Here is a 15,709-nt window from a genome sequence, read left to right on the forward strand (position 1 = left end):
TCCGAAGCCTCAAGGATATCGTCCGCCGCGTTGTGCGCTACAGAACCGCGACGCTGTGCACCGGCAGCGGCGCAACCAGGTCGCGACCGCCCAGCCCGGCGAGTTCGATGACTACCGCGGCGCGTGCGACCTGCGCGCCGGCCTGCGCGAGCAGCCGATGCGCCGCCGCCAGCGTGCCGCCGGTGGCCAGCACGTCGTCGACGATCACAACGCTGCGGCCGGCCACGTCGATCCCATCGGCGGGAAGCTCCAGGCTCGCGGTGCCGTACTCGAGTTGGTAATGCTCGGTGCGCACCGGCGGCGGCAGCTTGCCGCCCTTGCGGATCGCCAGCACGCCAGTGCCCAGCCGGGCCGCGACGGCGCCGCCGATCAGAAATCCACGCGCATCGATACCGGCGATCAGGTCGGCGCCGGACGCGACATCGGCCAGCTCGTCGGTCACTGCGGCCAGCCCCCGCCGGTCGGCGAACAGCGGGGTCAGATCCTTGAACTGGATTCCCGCCGAAGGGAAATCGGCGACTTGCCGGGTCAGTGCAGCAACCAGCTCGGCCGCGGTCACCGCACCAGGACCCATCGGTCCATGTTCCAGCCGGCGCCCCAACGACTCGGGTTGGTCCCGACGGCATACATCTTCTTCGACGCCAGCACGGTGCGCTGCTGGCGATACAGCGGCAGCGTCGGCATTCCGGCCCACAGCACCGGCGCGCTCTCGGCCAGCAGCCGGACCAGGTCGGCGGGGTCGGCTGAGACCGCCAGCGCGCTGATGATCCCGTCGATCTGGCCGTTGGTGTAGCCGGACAAGTTGTTTCCGTTGCCGGTGTGCAGGTCGTACGCGTCGATCGCCGACGATCCCGTCGAACCGCTGCCGGTGGCGCCGCCGGTGCTGGCCAGCAACACGTCGACCTTGCCTTCTTTGAGCGCTTGCGGACCGACGGAGTCCGAGGTGACGTCGGAAACCGTGATACCCGCGGGCCCGCAGCCCTTGGCGATCGCGCCGACGATGGCGGCCAGCCGCGCGTTGGGCCCCCGATAGCCGATCCGCACCGCCAGGGGCTTGCCACCCAATGCTTTGCGCGCAGCATCGGGGTTGGACTTGATGAACTGGCCTGCCTCGGGGATGTTTTCAGCCTGGCCGATGGCGTCGTCGACCGTGGTGTGCAAACGGGCGTTGGCGATCGGCGCCGCGGCGTCGCGCGCGATCACGTCTCGCGGAGTGCACGACGCGACTGCGCGCCGCGCGGCGATGTCCGCGAGTGGTCCGCTCGGCGCGAAGATCAGCTGCTCGATGCCGTCCGACGGCGCATCGGTGCGGCGGTACGTGTCAGGTGTGGCCAGTGCTCCCGACGAGCCGGCGGCCACGTCGACGACGTCGGCGCTCTTGTCGTTGACCCGGTCCTGGATATCGGCTTTCTGCGGCCACACGGTGATCCGTCTGGTCATCGGCTTGGCCCCCCACCAGCGGTCATTGGCGACGAGGACCACGGCGCCGCCGTCCAACACCGATTCGATCTTGTACGGCCCCGACGACGGGAAGTGCTTGGCGATGGCACTCGGTTCGGTACCCGGCTTGAGGTTCCAGGTGGTGTTCCACAGCTGCGCGATGCGGGCGATGACTGGTTGGTTGTTACCCAGCAAGGCGCCGGTGACGTCGACACCCAACTCCTCGGCGATGACGTGCGACGGCATGATTGCGGTGGCGGTGAACAGCTGGTTGTAGTCGACGATGTTGCGGTCGGGCGCGAACGACACCCGTGCTTTCTTCTGTCCCGGTTGGCAGTCGACGGAGGTGATGTCGACGAACCCGGCCTGGCTGGCGGCGTCGAAGCCGGCAAACCGGCCGGACTGGGCCGCCCACGTCAACACCAAATCGTCGCAGGTGACCGGCTTGCCGTCGGAGTACACCGCGTTGTCGGCGATCTGGTAATCGAGCACCAGCGGCGAACCGCCGACCATCGAGATCGTGCCGAAGTCGTGGTCAGCGACGACCTGGCCGTCGGGGCCGTGATAGCCGAACCCGGTGAGGGTGCGGGCGAAAGCCTGCGCTCCCGCGGAGGCCGCGCCGTTGACCGTGTTGGTGTTGTAGGTGTCCAGCGCGCCGTCGACGACGTAGTCGACCTGCCCGGCGGCGCTGCCGGAGCACGCCGTCAAGGCGCCTGGCACTGCCGCAAGCGTGATCACCAGCCAGCTGACGGCCGCACGCCGACGCCAGGCAATCATCTGGGTCAGCGTTTGTTCTGCTTGCCGGTCGGACGCGCATGGCGGCCGGTCGACTGCCGCACCGGCCGCGCGCCCGGGGCCGGCTTGCTCGGCGCTGCTTCACCAGTGGCCGCGACGGACGCGCTCGCCGTCTCATCGTCTTCTTGACCCTTCTCCGCGGCTTTTCCTGAGTCCGGCCCGCGGCGCCTGATGACCCGGCGGGTGTGCGTGCGCACCAGCTCGGTGCGCTCACGCAGGGTGACCAGCAGTGGGGTGGCGAAAAAGATCGACGAGTAGGTGCCGACGATGATGCCGACCAGCTGCACCAGCGCCAGGTCCTTCAGCGTGCCTACACCCAACAACCACACGGCCACCACCATCAGGGCCAGTACCGGCAGTGTCGAGATCAGGCTGGTGTTGATCGACCGCATGAACGTCTGGTTCACCGCGAGGTTGGCCTCCTCTGCGAAGGTGCGCCGGGCGGTGTGCTGGAAAGCGTGGGTGTTCTCTTCGACCTTGTCGAAGACGATCACGGTGTCGTACAGCGAGAAACCCAGAATCGTCAGCCAGCCGATGACGGTGGCCGGGGTGACTTCGAAGCCCACCAGCGAGTAGATCCCGGCGGTGACAGCCAGGTCGAAAACCATCGTCATCAGCGCGGAGATCGCCATGTAGCGCTCGTAGCGAACGGTGATGTACAGGCCGACCAGCACCAAGAACACCACCAGGGCGATCACCGCTTTCTTGGTGATCTGCCCGCCCCAGGTCGAGGACACCGCCGAGTCCGAGATGGCCTGCTTGCTGGGCTGACCGTCGGCACCTTTGGGGTGGTATTTGTCGAACAGGGCGTTGCGCAGCTTCTCGGTCTGGTCGTTGGACAACGTCTCGGACCGAATCTGCACGGTCGCCGATGACCCGCTGCCGACGATCACCACGGTCTCGGGATCGCTGCCCAGCGTCTCCCGGAAGACCTGCCCGACCTGGCTGACGGTTGCATCTCCGCGCTGGAACGACATCGTGGTGCCGCCGCTGAAGTCGATGCCGAAAGTGAACCCGCGCACCAGGATGCTGGCGATCGCGACCGCGACCATCGCCCCGCTGATCCCGTACCACAGCCGACGCCGACCGATGACCTCGAACGCGCCGGTACCGGTGTAGAGGCGGGACAAGAAGTTGTGGTGCGGCGCCGCAGCGCCGGTGTCGTCGCCGGTTGCGCGGACGGCTTTGGCTGTGCCCGTGCTGATTTCGACGGCAGTGGTGTCGTCGGTGCCGGTCGTGTCCGCGTTTGACGCCATCTCGCTACCCCCGTCCCGTCGAGTAGGCCCCGGCGGTCGCAGCCCGCCGCTCGCGCGCGACCTGCTGGACCGCCCCCAGCCCGTTGTATGCCGGCTTGGCCAGCGTCTTCGAGTTGCCGGCCAGGTACAGCAGCGGCCAGGTCACCAGGAACACCACGACGATGTCCAGCACGGTGGTGAGCCCCAGGGTGAACGCGAAACCCTTCACCTGGCCGATCGCCAGAAAGTACAGCACGGCTGCGGCCAGGAACGTGACGGTGTTACCCGACAGGATCGTCTTGCGGGCGCGACCCCAACCGCGGGGAATCGCCGACCGGAACGACTTGCCTTCGCGGATCTCGTCTTTGATGCGTTCGAAGAACACCACGAACGAGTCCGCCGTCGTGCCGATACCGATGATCAGACCTGCGATACCGGCCAGGTCCAGGGTGTAGCTGATATACCGCCCGAGCAGGACCAGGATCGCGAAAACCATTGCGCCAGAAGCCGCCAACGACAACGCCGTCAGCAATCCCAGAGCGCGGTAGTACAGCAACGAGTAGACCAAGACGAGCGCCAGTCCGATGGCACCGGCAATCAGACCTGCGCGCAGCGAAGTCAATCCCAATGTCGCCGAGACGGTTTGGGCTTCCGAAGACTCGAATGACAACGGCAGCGAGCCGTATTTGAGGACGTTGGCGAGCTCACGCGCGGAGCTCGACGTGAACGGCGGGTCTCCACCGGTGATCTGGGTGCGGCCGCCGGGGATGGCTTCCCGGATTTGCGGCGCGCTCACCACCTGTGAGTCCAGCGTGAACGCGGTCTGCGTGCCGATGTGGGCGGCGGTGAAGTCCGCCCAGGTATTGGCCGCCCCGCTCTTGAACTGCAGATCGACGATGTAGCCGCCGCTGTGTTGGTCCATACCCGAGCTGGCGTTCGCGATCTGGTCGCCGCTGATGATCGACGGCGCAAGCAGATAGGCCTGCTTGTGCTCCTTGTCGCAGGTCACCAATGGCAGCGCGGGATCGTCGTTGCCGGCCAGGATGTCTTCCTGGAAGCACCGGGTCGCCTCGTACTGCAGGGCCAGGAACTGCACGCCCTTGTTGGTGCTCTGCCGCCACTCCCGTTCCTTGGCGATGCGCTCGGCGAGGTCCTTCCGCGGGTCCGGCGGTCCGGGCTGGAGTGGTGGAAGCGCCGGCGGCGCCGGTGCGGGTGACGCGGCCGGTGCGGTTGACGCTGGTGCTGGCGAGGGGGCCGGCGTGGGCGACGGCTTCGGGTCCTGCGGATAAGGCCTGGGCTGTGGGGGAACCAACGGCTCGTCGGGCAACAGCGGCAGGTTGCCTGGCGCGCCGGGTGCGGGTGCTGGTGCGCCGGGTGCTGGTGCGCCGGGTGCGGGCACAACACCGGGCTGTCCGCCGGGCGCGGGCCCGCCGGGCACTCGACCTTGCGGCAGCCGCGGCTTGCCGTGCGGCGCGGGCAATCGCGGGCCGCCCTGCATCCCGCCACTGTCGACCGGGAGGGCGTTCACGACCGGGCGGATGTACAGCCGCGCGGTCTGGCCGAGGTTGCGCGCCTCGTTGCCGTCGGTTCCCGGCACGGTGATGACCAGGTTGTCACCGTCGACAACGACCTCCGAACCCGAGACACCCAGGCCGTTGACCCGGGCGCCGATGATCTGCTGGGCCTGCGACAGCGCCTCGCGGCTGGGCCGCGACCCGTCGGGCGTCCGCGCCGTCAACGTGACCCGGGTGCCACCTTGCAAGTCGATGCCGAGCTTCGGGTCGGCCCGCTTGTCGCCGGTGAGGAACACCAGCAGGTAGACGCCGATGAGCAGAACCAGGAACACCGCCAGGTAGCGGCTAGGGTGCACCGGCGCCGAAGACGATGCCACGTGTTGAGTCTCCTCCGGTCATGCGCGATGCGCGTTGATGCAGGTCGTCAACCCGCCATTCGCTTCTCGCGCGCCGATCAGTTCGGCTGCACCGAAAAGGGTACGTGGCGGGCCGCCGACCTCAGTCGTTGGGCAGTCGCCCCGGGTCATCGGCCAGATCTCCGACCTCGTCGTCCTCGGTGTCGAGGACCTCCGGCTCGACGCGGCTCCCGACCGCCAGCTTGGCCCAGGTCGTCACCAGGCCATCGGCGATCTCGAGGTCCACCGTGTCGTCGGTGATGCGCGCGATGGTGCCGTGCAACCCGGAGGTGGTCTGCACCCGGTCCCCGACACCAAGCGACTCGTGCAGGTCGATGGTGGCTTGCATCGCGCGCTTCTGCCGCCGCGACGCGAAAAACATGAACGCCCCCAAGACGATCAGCATCGGCAGGAAGACAACCGTTTGGTTCATGAAGGCATAGGTCTTTCCGTATAGGTCGTATGACGGTCACCAGTGTGCCATTACCCGTCGTCATGCTGGATCATTGACCGATGGAGCTGACCGACGCACTACGCACCACCGGGGCGATTCGCGAGTTCTCCGATCAGGACGTCGACGACGCCGTCGTTGCCCGGGTGCTCGACAACGCCCGCTTTGCGCCCAGCGGCGGCAACGCGCAGGCCTGGCGGGTGGTGGTCGTCAAGGACACAGCGAACCGTCGCCGGCTGCGCGATTACTACCAGCGGGGTTCCCGGGATTACCTGGCCTTGGCCGCCGCCGGCTTACGACCGTGGTCGCCGACCAACGACCGCGACGCCGAGGCCCGCGCGCTGGCTGCCGAAAATGCCGCAGCGCCAGGGGGTTTGGCAGAGAAGTTCGACGAGGTCCCGGTACTGCTGGCGTTGTTCGCCGATCTGTCGATGCTGGCGGCGATCGACCGCGACCTGGATCGCTATACGTTCGCCGGCGGTGCGTCCGTCTATCCGTTTGCCTGGAACGTCTTGCTGGCCGCGCGTGAGGAAGGGCTGGGCGGGGTAATCACGACGATCGCGATCCGGGCCGAACCGCAAGTGAAAGCCCTTCTGGGAGCACCTGACCCGCTGGCGCTGGCCGCGATCATCGCGCTGGGACATCCAATCCGACAGCCTCGCCGACTTCGGCGCCAACCGGTCAGCTCCTTTGCTACGGTCGATTCGATCGACGGTCCGGCATTCGGGGTTTAGACCCGGCCGGAATGTGGCGAGAAAGAGTTTGTCGCCTTCCAGTGTGTTCGCACGCTGGCTATCGAGGAGGATCGAATGAGAAACCTGATTGGCCGATTTTCGGGTGCGGTAGTGCTCGCGGCGGCGGCCGTGGCGTTCGCAACGCCGGCCACGAGCTGGGCCGACCCGCCGAACTGCCAGCCTGGCGAGTACTGGGACGGCTACAGCAATGTCTGTCGACCGGTCGGTCAGGGCCCGGCGCTCAACTGTCCTCCGGGCCAGTGGTGGGACCCGAATGGCAATGTCTGCCGCGACTTGGGACACACGGCGGCCGGCTGATTTCGGGGTTCGTAGCCGGGGCGTGACCCCGATAGGCTGCTGAGGTGTCCGCCGTCGAACAGAGTCGTCATCTGGTCACCGAAATCCCCGGCCCGGCATCGCAGGAACTCGCCAAGCGCCGCGCCGCGGCGGTGTCGCACAGTGTGGGCAAGACCGTGCCGGTATTCGCCGCGCGCGCGGCGGGCGGAATCGTCGAAGACGTCGACGGTAACCGGTTCATCGACCTGGGCTCGGGGATCGCGGTCACCACCATCGGCAGCTCCGCTCCGCGGGTGGTCGACGCCGTGCGCGCTCAGGTCGCCGACTTCACCCACACCTGCTTCATGGTGACGCCGTATGAGCAGTACGTTGCGGTCGCCGAACACCTCAACCGACTCGCCCCCGGCTCGGGTGAGAAACGCTCGGTGCTGTTCAACTCCGGCGCCGAGGCGGTGGAGAACGCCGTCAAGATCGCCCGCTCCTACACCCGCAAAGACGCGGTGGTGGCTTTCGACCACGCCTATCACGGCCGCACCAACATGACGATGGCGCTGACCGCGAAATCCATGCCGTACAAGAGCGGATTCGGTCCGTTCGCGCCGGAGATCTACCGCGCGCCGCTGTCCTACCCATACCGGGACGGGCTGATCGACAAGGAAATAGCGACCGACGGCGGACTGGCCGCCCAGCGGGCCATCGACGTCATTGCCAAACAGGTCGGCGCCGACAACCTGGCCGCCGTCGTGATCGAACCCATCCAGGGCGAAGGCGGATTCATCGTCCCGGCGGAGGGGTTCCTGCCCGCGCTGCTGGACTGGTGCCGGGAAAACAATGTGGTCTTCGTCGCCGACGAGGTGCAGACCGGCATCGCCCGGACCGGCGCCATGTTCGCCTGCGAGCACGAGGGCATCGAGCCCGACCTGATCTGCATCGCCAAGGGCATCGCCGACGGCCTGCCGCTATCGGCCGTCACCGGTCGCGCCGAGATCATGGACGCCCCGCATCTCGGCGGCGTCGGGGGGACCTTCGGCGGCAACCCGTTGGCCTGTGCGGCAGCGCTGGCCACCCTCGAGACCATCGAAGCCGATGGGCTCATCGAGCGAGCCCGGCAGGTTGAACGGCTGATGAAGGACCGGCTGCTGGCGCTGCAAGCCGCCGACGACCGCATCGGCGACGTGCGCGGCCGTGGAGCGATGATCGCCGTCGAGTTCGTCAAGCCTGGCAGCGCCGAACCCGATGCCGAGTTGACCAATGCGCTGGCCACCGCCGCCAATGCCGCCGGCGTCATCGTGTTGACGGCGGGCACGTTCGGCAACGTCGTGCGGTTCCTGCCGCCGCTGACAATCAGCGACGAGCTGCTCATCGAAGGTCTCGAGGTGCTGGCCGGTCTGCTGGCCAAGCTGTAGAGCGAAGGCAGCGCCCGGTTGTCACATCTGCCACACCGGTCTCGGCTGAGAAGGATGCGACGATGTGCCCGCCTTGTAGCGACAACTGGCCTGGTGGCGTAATGCCAAGACCCGTTTGTGGATTCGGTGCTCGGTGCCGCGTGGCATCCAACCGGGGCCGTACCGACCGCGTCCGAGCCGGCGCACCCGGCCGTATCCCATCTCCCAGCGCAACGCATCCGAAATGGACTTCGACGACCGCCCGCCCACGGCAAAGCCGTGCCGTGCCAGTGCGTCGGCCAACTCGGCGATGCTCGCCGGGCCGTGGCTAAACAGGTGCATCGTCAATGCGTAGCGGAGCTCGGTTCCCCGCAACTGAAGCCCGTCGTTCATCATCGGACCCTTGCACGCAGGTCCGACATCGACCCGCTTGGTTCTCAAGAGTTGTCGCTGTGAGGTGGGCACATGGACACCACGCCCGGACGCGGTGACGGATGTGGCAGACGGGACGTCGGCGGCCCGACTGGGTCGCGTGCGCCGGCAGGTGGCGCTTGTCACGGCCAATGCCTATCAGGAATATCGTTACCTTTGCTAACGTAGTACCCATTACGTGCAGCGTGGCACCGGTAGATTTCCCCAATTCGTAAAGTTGCGAGGTTCAGGTATGTCGATCGAGATCCAGGAAGAGCAGGAACGCCGCGTCGCGGAGTTGGCCGCCAACGACCCCGAGTTCGCGGCCGCGCGACCAGATGCAGCTGTCAGCGCGGCCATCGAGGCGGCCGATCAGCGCTTCGCGCAGGTGACCAGGGCCGTGCTGGATGGCTACTCCGATCGGCCGGCCCTGGCTCAGCGGGCGTTTGAGCTGGTCAAAGACCCACAGACCGGACGCACATCAGCCAAGCTGCTCCCCTGGTTCGACAAAGTCACCTACGGCGAGTTGGCCGACCGCGTCGACGAGTTGTCCCGCGCGTTGACCAACGGCCTGATCACGGCCGGTGACCGGGTCTGCGTGCTGGGATTCACCAGCGTCGACTACACCACGATCGACGTCGCGCTCGTCCGCGTCGGCGCCGTCTCGGTGCCACTGCAGACCAGCGCGGCCGTCGCGCAACTGCAGGCGATCGTCCAGGAGACCGAGCCCACCGTTTTCGCCGCCAGCGTCGACCACTTGTCCGACGCGGTCGACGTGATTCTCAGCTCCGCCGAGGCGGGCCACGCGCCCCGACGGCTGGTGGTCTTCGACTACCGCAGCGAACTCGACGACAACCGTGAGGCGCTGCACAATGCCCACGATCGACTGGCCGATCTCGCACTGACCATCGAAACCCTCAATGAGGTGCGCGAGCGCGGCGCGCAACTACCCGCGGCTGCTACCGCCGAGGCCCGCGAGGACGACCCGCTGGCGCTGCTGATCTACACCTCGGGCAGCACCGGTGCACCCAAGGGCGCGATGTACCCGCAGAGCAACGTCGCCAAGATGTGGAACCGGTCCACCAAGAACTGGTTCGGGCCCAGCGCCGCGTCAATCACCCTCAACTTCATGCCGATGAGCCACGTGATGGGCCGCGGCGTCCTCTACGGCACGCTCGGCAACGGCGGCACCGCCTACTTCGCCGCCAAGAGCGACCTGTCGACGCTGCTGGAGGACCTGCGCCTGGTGCGACCCACCGAGTTGAACTTCGTCCCCCGCATCTGGGAGATGCTGTACAGCGAGTACCAGAGCGAGATCGGGCGCCGGATAGCCGCAGGCGCCGACCGTCAGGCGGTCGAGTCTCAGGTGCTGGCCGAGGTCCGCCAAGAACTTCTCGGCGGGCGTTACATCTTCGCGATGACGGGCTCGGCCCCGACCTCCCCCGGACTGCGGAGCTGGGTCGAGTCGCTGCTCGAGATGCATCTGCTGGACGGCTACGGCTCCACCGAGGCCGGCATGGTGTTGTTCGACGGCGAGATCCAGCGTCCGCCGGTGATCGACTACAAGCTGGTCGACGTGCCGGATCTGGGCTACTTCGCCACCGACCGGCCCTATCCACGCGGTGAGCTGCTGCTGAAGACAGGGAACATGTTCCCCGGCTACTACAAGCGGGCCGAGACCACCGCCGGTGTGTTCGACGACGACGGCTACTACCGCACCGGGGACGTCTTTGCCGAGACCGCTGCCGACCGGTTGGTGTACGTCGACCGGCGTAACAACGTGCTGAAGCTTGCGCAAGGCGAGTTCGTGACCCTTGCCAAGCTGGAGGCGGAATTCGGCAACAGCCCGCTGGTACGCCAGATCTACCTCTACGGCAACAGCGCCCAGCCTTACCTGCTGGCGGTCGTGGTGCCGACCGACGAGAACGCGTCGAAGTCCGCGATCGCCGAGTCGCTACAGAACGTCGCGAAAGTGGCCGGCCTGCAGTCCTACGAGGTGCCGCGTGACTTCATCGTCGAGACCACGCCGTTCACCCTGGAGAACGGCCTGCTGACCGGGATCCGCAAGCTGGCGTGGCCGAAATTGAAGCAGCACTACGGCGAGCGGTTGGAACAGCTCTATGCCGACTTGGCCGAAGGCCAGGCCAACGAGCTGTCCGAACTGCGTCGCAGCGGCGCCGACGCGCCGGTGCTGCAGACCGTCAGCCGGGCCGCCGCGGCCATGCTCGGTGCGGCCAAGTCCGACCTGACACCCGATGCCCACTTCACCGACTTGGGCGGAGACTCGTTGTCCGCGTTGACATTCGGCAACCTGCTACGTGAGATCTTCGACGTCGACGTGCCGGTGGGTGTGATCGTCAGCCCGGCCAACGACCTGCAGGCCATCGCCGACTACATCGAGGGCGAGCGGCAGGGCACCAAGCGTCCCAGTTTCGCCGCGGTGCACGGCCGCGACGCGGTCGAGGTGCACGCTGCCGACCTGACGCTGGACAAGTTCCTCGACGAGGCGACGCTGGCCGCCGCAGCCACTCTGCCGAAGGCCGGCAGCGAGGTGCGGACGGTGTTGCTGACCGGCGCGACCGGCTTCCTCGGTCGCTACCTGGCGCTGGAATGGCTCGAGCGGATGGACTTCGTCGACGGCAAGGTGATCGCCCTGGTGCGCGCGAAGTCCGATGACGATGCCCGTGCGCGGCTGGACAAGACGTTCGACAGCGGCGACCCGAAGCTGCTCGAGCACTACCAGCAGCTTGCCGCCGACCACCTCGAAGTCATCGCCGGCGACAAGGGCGAAGCCAACCTCGGCCTGGACTTGCAGACCTGGCAACGGCTGGCCGACACTGTCGACCTGATCGTCGACCCGGCCGCCTTGGTGAACCACGTGCTGCCGTACAGCGAACTGTTCGGCCCCAACGCCTTAGGCACTGCCGAGCTGATCAAGATCGCGCTGACCACCAAGATCAAGCCGTACACCTACGTGTCGACGATCGGTGTGGGCGACCAGATTCAGCCCGGAAAGTTCGTCGAGGACGCCGACATCCGGGAGATCAGCGCCACCCGCCAGATCAACGACGGCTACGCCAACGGTTACGGCAACAGCAAGTGGGCCGGCGAGGTGCTGCTGCGCGAGGCCAACGACCTGTGCGGCCTGCCGGTCGCGGTGTTCCGCTGCGACATGATCCTGGCCGACACCAGCTATGCGGGCCAGCTGAACCTGCCGGACATGTTCACCCGGCAGATGCTCAGCCTGGTCGCCACCGGTATCGCGCCCGGCTCGTTCTACGAGCTCGACGCGGACGGCAACCGGCAACGCGCCCACTATGACGGGCTGCCAGTGGAATTCATCGCCGAGGCCGTCTCGGAGCTGGGCGCCCAGGTCGTCGACGGCTTCCAGACGTATCACGTGATGAACCCGTACGACGACGGCATCGGCTTCGACGAGTACGTTGACTGGCTGATTGACGCCGGGTACTCGATCCAGCGGGTCGGCGACTATGCAGCCTGGCTGCAACGGTTCGACACGACGCTGCGGTCCCTGCCCGAGCGTCAGCGTCAGTACTCACTGCTGCCGCTGCTGCACAACTACCAGAAGCCGCAGACTCCGCTCAACGGGTCGATGGCACCCACCGATCGGTTCCGCGCCGCGGTGCAAGAAGCGAAAATTGGTCCGGACAAAGACATTCCGCATGTCTCGCAGCCGGTGATCGTCAAATACATCACCGATCTGCAACTGCTCGGGCTGCTCTAGTCGGACGAGCAGACACAGAATCGCCCTAATTCAGGACACATAGGGCGATTTTGCGTCTGCTCGCGCCAATCAGTGGCTGGGAGCGCGGCGGAACAAACTGCCCTTGCCTTCACGCCGGTGACCTTGGGGCGCCGGAGCCACCTCGGTTTCGGCCGACTCTGCGAAAGCATCGAAGCTGCCCGAGTCCACCGTCGGCGAAAGGTCGGCCTGCTGCGCCAATTCCACGTCACGCGCCGTCCGGATCGTCACGCGAGCCAAAACGGCTCCACCGAGGAAGACGATCAGCGCGCCCAACCCGGAGAAGGACGCAATCTCGACCACCGCACGCTTGGCATCCGTGGAAGCGGTCGGCTGGCCGATGTAGCCGAGCCGCAGCGTCGACGCCAGCGTCCGGCCGACGACAAACCACGCGCCCCCGATTACCGCGAGCCAGCCGCCGAACATCGCCGTCGCTCGGTTTCCGGAAGTCAGCAGCAGGAAACCGCCCAGCGCGGTGATCACTCCGGGAAACACCTGCAGCCATGCACGTGCTGTGCTCCACACCCAGGGCTGATCGGGTGGGTAGGCGAAATGGAAGTAAGGGCCGACGAAGGGGATCAATGCCCCCCATGCGCCGAGGACGAGTAGCAGCAGACCGCTCACCGCACCACGGCTGCGCGGCATGTGCAGACTGCCGAAGCCTGACCGCGAGTCATTCATTTTTCGAGTTCTCCTCAAACAGTGGACACCAGGGTGTCGAGCGCGTGCTGAGTACCCATACGCGCTGGCTATATAACCCGGGCGCGGTCGACGCGCGTGCCACGCTAACCGCTGCGCCTTAGACCCGCCCTAGAGCGGGTCGGCGCAAACTTCGGTGAGCAACGACGCGATATGGCACTGAAACGGACCGTCCGCGACTTATGAACCGGGCATCCGAAGTCAGCAACGGCTGGATTTTTTCAGGATCTGGCCTAGTGCGTGACGAGACCAATCACCAGCAGGACGACGGCGATCACCGGGAACGTGCCCTGCATCACGGCGGCCCGGGCCTTGTCCGGCGCCGACGCGAGCAATACGACCGCCGCGGCGGCCATCGATCCGACACCGGCGAAGACGAGAGCCGCACCGACTGTCCGGTGCCCCGAGGCGACGGCGACAATGCCTGCGCCGGCGGCAATCGCCAGGAAAAGGTTGTAAAAGCCCTGGTTGAAGGCAAGCAGCTTGGTGGTTTCGGCTTCCTCGGGCGTCGTACCGAATGCTGCGCGGGTGCGTTTGCTGGTCCAGGTCAGCGACTCCATCGTGAAGATGTAGACGTGCAACAACCCGGCCAGACCGGCGAATACCAACGCGGCGGTGATCATTGCGCCTCCTACTCGAACAGCCCCGTCAACGGTAGTGCACGATGCCGAGCCCATCGATGCGTCGGAAATCAGCCCGGTTGGCGGTCACGATCGGGATGCCCAATCGCAGGCTCGCGCAACCGATCCAGAGGTCGTTGCTGCCGATCAGTTCGCCACGGCGACGTAGCTCTCGTACCACTCTCGCGTAAACCAACGCGGTCTGCTCATCAATCGCAACGAGGGTGTGGGTTTCGCGCATGGCAGTGACGACCGGGTGTTCAGCCTGGTCAAAACCTTCCGCGAACTCTCCCAATGCGATCGTTGAAAGGAACAGCTCGGCATCAGGCGAGCGTTTGAGGAACTGGTGCGCGGCGCCGTCGTCATTACCCGCGGATCGCTCCCGTTGCAGGTCGATGAGAAATGTTGTGTCAACGCTCAGCCGGAGCGCCATCGGTCCTCGGGCGGTGTGTCGGCGAGTTGTGCTTCATCGAGGCGGGTGAGAACGTCGTCACCGATCGTGGGTAGCTCAGCGAGTGCTTCGAGAAGTGCTGCGGCCGTGGGCACTTCGTTGCGCCAGTGGGCACGCTTTATGACGTGAGAGAACGATTCGTTCGGCAAACGCCGAGCGGCGCGAAGGCGCTCGTATGCCTCGAGATCAATCGATATCGTCTTAGTGGGCATAATGCATGTATACATGCATGGCCCTGTGCGTGCAATGGGCCTGCTTGCGATAGTCAGCGGGTGGGTGATCAGAGATCCCCGTGGGCCACCAGTCGGTTACTCGAACAGGCCCGGCCGGCCGAACCCGCCGGCTCCGGCGGGCGGCACCAGACCCAGATGTATCCATGCCTGCGGGGTGGCGACCCGGCCGCGCGGCGTGCGCGCGATCATGCCGGCGCGCACCAGGAAAGGCTCACACACTTCTTCCACGGTGGTGGCCTCCTCGCCGACGGCGACCGCCAGCGTCGACACGCCGACCGGGCCACCGCCGAAGCTGCGGGTCAGCGCCGTCAACACCGCCCGGTCCAGCCGGTCGAGGCCGAGCTCATCGACGTCGTAGACCGCCAGCGCGGACTTGGCGACGTCGCGGGTGATCACGCCGTCGGCACGCACCTCGGCGAAGTCACGGACCCGGCGCAGCAGCCGGTTGGCGATCCGCGGGGTGCCGCGAGAGCGTCGCGCGATCTCCGCTCCGGCCTCCGCACCCAGCTCGATACCCAAAATTCCCGCCGAACGGGCCAGAACGCGCTCTAGCTCGGAAGGCTCGTAAAAGTCCATGTGCGCGGTGAACCCGAACCGGTCGCGCAGCGGGCCGGTCAGCGCACCGGACCGGGTGGTCGCGCCGACCAGCGTGAACGGCGCCACATCGAGCGGAATCGATGTCGCCCCAGGGCCTTTGCCGACGATGACGTCGACGCGGAAGTCCTCCATCGCCAGATAGAGCATCTCCTCGGCGGGGCGGGCGATGCGGTGAATCTCGTCGATGAACAACACGTCATGCTCGACGAGGTTGGACAGCATCGCGGCCAGGTCACCGGCGCGTTCGAGTGCCGGCCCCGACGTCACCCGCAGCGCCGAGCCCAGCTCGGCGGCGATGATCATCGCCAACGACGTCTTGCCCAACCCGGGCGGGCCGGACAGCAGGATGTGATCCGGTGTGCCGCCGCGGTTCTTGGCGCCCTCGATGACCAGCTGCAGCTGTTCACGCACCCGCGGCTGACCGATGAACTCCCGCAACGAATGCGGCCGCAGGCTGGCATCGACGTCGCCTTCACCGACGGTCAGGGCGGCGGAGACCTCCCGGTCTTCGTCGTCTTCATCTTCGTCGAAGCGACTCACTTGTTGCCCAACATCGACAACGCGGACCGCAGCGCGGTCGAGGTGGTGGCCTCGGCGTCGGCCGCCAAGACCTTGTCGGTGGCCTCCTCGGCCTGCTTGGCCGCAAAGCCAAGGCCCACAAGGGCTTCCACGACGGGACCCCTGACGCT

General features: G+C 66.6%; 15 protein-coding genes and 1 pseudogene. 4 read left to right on the forward strand and 12 right to left on the reverse strand.

The genetic code is table 11. The annotated features are described in order from the left end of the window. Positions 1-37: 37 nt before the first annotated feature. The 5 genes from VGG53_RS22315 to yajC all read right to left on the reverse strand — a co-directional run bounded on the left by VGG53_RS22315 (position 38) and on the right by yajC (position 5,812). Positions 38-574 (reverse strand): adenine phosphoribosyltransferase, encoded by a 537-nt coding sequence (locus tag VGG53_RS22315; RefSeq protein WP_331520296.1) that lies wholly within the window; start codon positions 572-574, stop codon positions 38-40. Then, positions 556-2,217 (reverse strand): ABC transporter substrate-binding protein, encoded by a 1,662-nt coding sequence (locus tag VGG53_RS22320; RefSeq protein WP_331520297.1) that lies wholly within the window; start codon positions 2,215-2,217, stop codon positions 556-558. The genes VGG53_RS22315 and VGG53_RS22320 overlap by 19 nt, the downstream gene beginning before the upstream one ends. A 5-nt stretch (positions 2,218-2,222) precedes the next feature. Further along, complete coding sequence (secF, locus tag VGG53_RS22325) at positions 2,223-3,491, reverse strand: protein translocase subunit SecF (protein WP_331520298.1); 1,269 nt, start codon at positions 3,489-3,491, stop codon at positions 2,223-2,225. Between the two features lie 4 nt (positions 3,492-3,495). Continuing rightward, the gene (secD, locus tag VGG53_RS22330; protein ID WP_331520299.1) at positions 3,496-5,361 is read right to left on the reverse strand and encodes a protein translocase subunit SecD; all 1,866 of its coding nucleotides are present in this window, start codon (positions 5,359-5,361) and stop codon (positions 3,496-3,498) included. A 121-nt stretch (positions 5,362-5,482) separates the two neighbouring features. Beyond that, the gene (yajC, locus tag VGG53_RS22335; protein ID WP_331520300.1) at positions 5,483-5,812 is read right to left on the reverse strand and encodes a preprotein translocase subunit YajC; all 330 of its coding nucleotides are present in this window, start codon (positions 5,810-5,812) and stop codon (positions 5,483-5,485) included. An 80-nt stretch (positions 5,813-5,892) separates the two neighbouring features. Here yajC and VGG53_RS22340 point away from each other — a divergent pair, with 80 nt between their 5' ends. The 3 genes from VGG53_RS22340 to gabT all read left to right on the forward strand — a co-directional run bounded on the left by VGG53_RS22340 (position 5,893) and on the right by gabT (position 8,267). Further along, a complete protein-coding gene (locus VGG53_RS22340; RefSeq protein ID WP_331520301.1) occupies positions 5,893-6,564 on the forward strand; it encodes a nitroreductase family protein in 672 nt (223 codons plus the stop codon). Positions 6,565-6,639: 75 nt separating this feature from the next. After that, entirely contained in the window at positions 6,640-6,882 is a 243-nt protein-coding gene (locus tag VGG53_RS22345; RefSeq protein WP_331520302.1) for a hypothetical protein, read from the forward strand. 44 nt (positions 6,883-6,926) lie between these two features. Next, entirely contained in the window at positions 6,927-8,267 is a 1,341-nt protein-coding gene (gene gabT, locus VGG53_RS22350) for a 4-aminobutyrate--2-oxoglutarate transaminase (protein WP_331520303.1), read from the forward strand. 21 nt (positions 8,268-8,288) lie between these two features. Here gabT and VGG53_RS22355 read toward each other — a convergent pair whose 3' ends face one another. Continuing rightward, positions 8,289-8,639 (reverse strand): hypothetical protein, encoded by a 351-nt coding sequence (locus VGG53_RS22355; RefSeq protein WP_331520304.1) that lies wholly within the window; start codon positions 8,637-8,639, stop codon positions 8,289-8,291. Between the two features lie 271 nt (positions 8,640-8,910). Between VGG53_RS22355 and car the strand changes: the two genes are divergently transcribed. Continuing rightward, positions 8,911-12,402 carry a carboxylic acid reductase gene (gene car / locus VGG53_RS22360; protein WP_331520305.1) on the forward strand — a complete coding sequence of 1,164 codons (3,492 nt, stop codon included), beginning with the start codon at positions 8,911-8,913 and terminating at the stop codon, positions 12,400-12,402. A 69-nt stretch (positions 12,403-12,471) separates the two neighbouring features. Here the strand turns inward: car and VGG53_RS22365 are convergent, their stop codons facing one another. The 6 genes and pseudogenes from VGG53_RS22365 to VGG53_RS22390 form a co-directional block, all read right to left on the reverse strand. After that, positions 12,472-13,101, reverse strand: coding sequence for a hypothetical protein (locus tag VGG53_RS22365; RefSeq protein WP_331520306.1), 630 nt, complete (start codon positions 13,099-13,101; stop codon positions 12,472-12,474). 251 nt (positions 13,102-13,352) lie between these two features. Continuing rightward, positions 13,353-13,742, reverse strand: a complete 390-nt coding sequence (locus VGG53_RS22370; RefSeq protein WP_331520307.1) for a DUF1304 domain-containing protein — start codon at positions 13,740-13,742, stop codon at positions 13,353-13,355. Between the two features lie 25 nt (positions 13,743-13,767). After that, entirely contained in the window at positions 13,768-14,172 is a 405-nt protein-coding gene (locus VGG53_RS22375; RefSeq protein WP_331520308.1) for a type II toxin-antitoxin system VapC family toxin, read from the reverse strand. Beyond that, positions 14,157-14,417, reverse strand: coding sequence for an antitoxin VapB family protein (locus tag VGG53_RS22380; RefSeq protein WP_331520309.1), 261 nt, complete (start codon positions 14,415-14,417; stop codon positions 14,157-14,159). Before VGG53_RS22380 ends, VGG53_RS22375 begins: the two co-directional genes overlap by 16 nt. A gap of 81 nt (positions 14,418-14,498) precedes the next feature. Next, positions 14,499-15,560 carry a Holliday junction branch migration DNA helicase RuvB gene (gene ruvB / locus VGG53_RS22385; protein WP_331520310.1) on the reverse strand — a complete coding sequence of 354 codons (1,062 nt, stop codon included), beginning with the start codon at positions 15,558-15,560 and terminating at the stop codon, positions 14,499-14,501. Beyond that, positions 15,557-15,709 (reverse strand): annotated as a pseudogene (locus VGG53_RS22390) (Holliday junction branch migration protein RuvA); the annotation flags it as partial. The gene ruvB and the pseudogene VGG53_RS22390, both read right to left, overlap by 4 nt.

Origin of the sequence: Mycobacterium sp., from assembly GCF_036490025.1 — a bacterium.
GTDB lineage: Bacteria > Actinomycetota > Actinomycetes > Mycobacteriales > Mycobacteriaceae > Mycobacterium.

What these genes read in the sequence shown, in the direction of transcription:
- VGG53_RS22315 (WP_331520296.1), bottom strand. Translation starts at nt 574, where the DNA reads ATGGGTCCTGGTGCGGTGACCGCGGCCGAGCTGGTTGCTGCACTGACC.
- VGG53_RS22320 (WP_331520297.1), bottom strand. Translation starts at nt 2,217, where the DNA reads ATGATTGCCTGGCGTCGGCGTGCGGCCGTCAGCTGGCTGGTGATCACG.
- secF (WP_331520298.1), bottom strand. Translation starts at nt 3,491, where the DNA reads ATGGCGTCAAACGCGGACACGACCGGCACCGACGACACCACTGCCGTC.
- yajC (WP_331520300.1), bottom strand. Translation starts at nt 5,812, where the DNA reads ATGAACCAAACGGTTGTCTTCCTGCCGATGCTGATCGTCTTGGGGGCG.
- VGG53_RS22340 (WP_331520301.1), top strand. Translation starts at nt 5,893, where the DNA reads ATGGAGCTGACCGACGCACTACGCACCACCGGGGCGATTCGCGAGTTC.
- VGG53_RS22345 (WP_331520302.1), top strand. Translation starts at nt 6,640, where the DNA reads ATGAGAAACCTGATTGGCCGATTTTCGGGTGCGGTAGTGCTCGCGGCG.
- VGG53_RS22355 (WP_331520304.1), bottom strand. Translation starts at nt 8,639, where the DNA reads ATGAACGACGGGCTTCAGTTGCGGGGAACCGAGCTCCGCTACGCATTG.
- car (WP_331520305.1), top strand. Translation starts at nt 8,911, where the DNA reads ATGTCGATCGAGATCCAGGAAGAGCAGGAACGCCGCGTCGCGGAGTTG.
- VGG53_RS22365 (WP_331520306.1), bottom strand. Translation starts at nt 13,101, where the DNA reads ATGAATGACTCGCGGTCAGGCTTCGGCAGTCTGCACATGCCGCGCAGC.
- VGG53_RS22370 (WP_331520307.1), bottom strand. Translation starts at nt 13,742, where the DNA reads ATGATCACCGCCGCGTTGGTATTCGCCGGTCTGGCCGGGTTGTTGCAC.
- VGG53_RS22375 (WP_331520308.1), bottom strand. Translation starts at nt 14,172, where the DNA reads ATGGCGCTCCGGCTGAGCGTTGACACAACATTTCTCATCGACCTGCAA.
- VGG53_RS22380 (WP_331520309.1), bottom strand. Translation starts at nt 14,417, where the DNA reads ATGTATACATGCATTATGCCCACTAAGACGATATCGATTGATCTCGAG.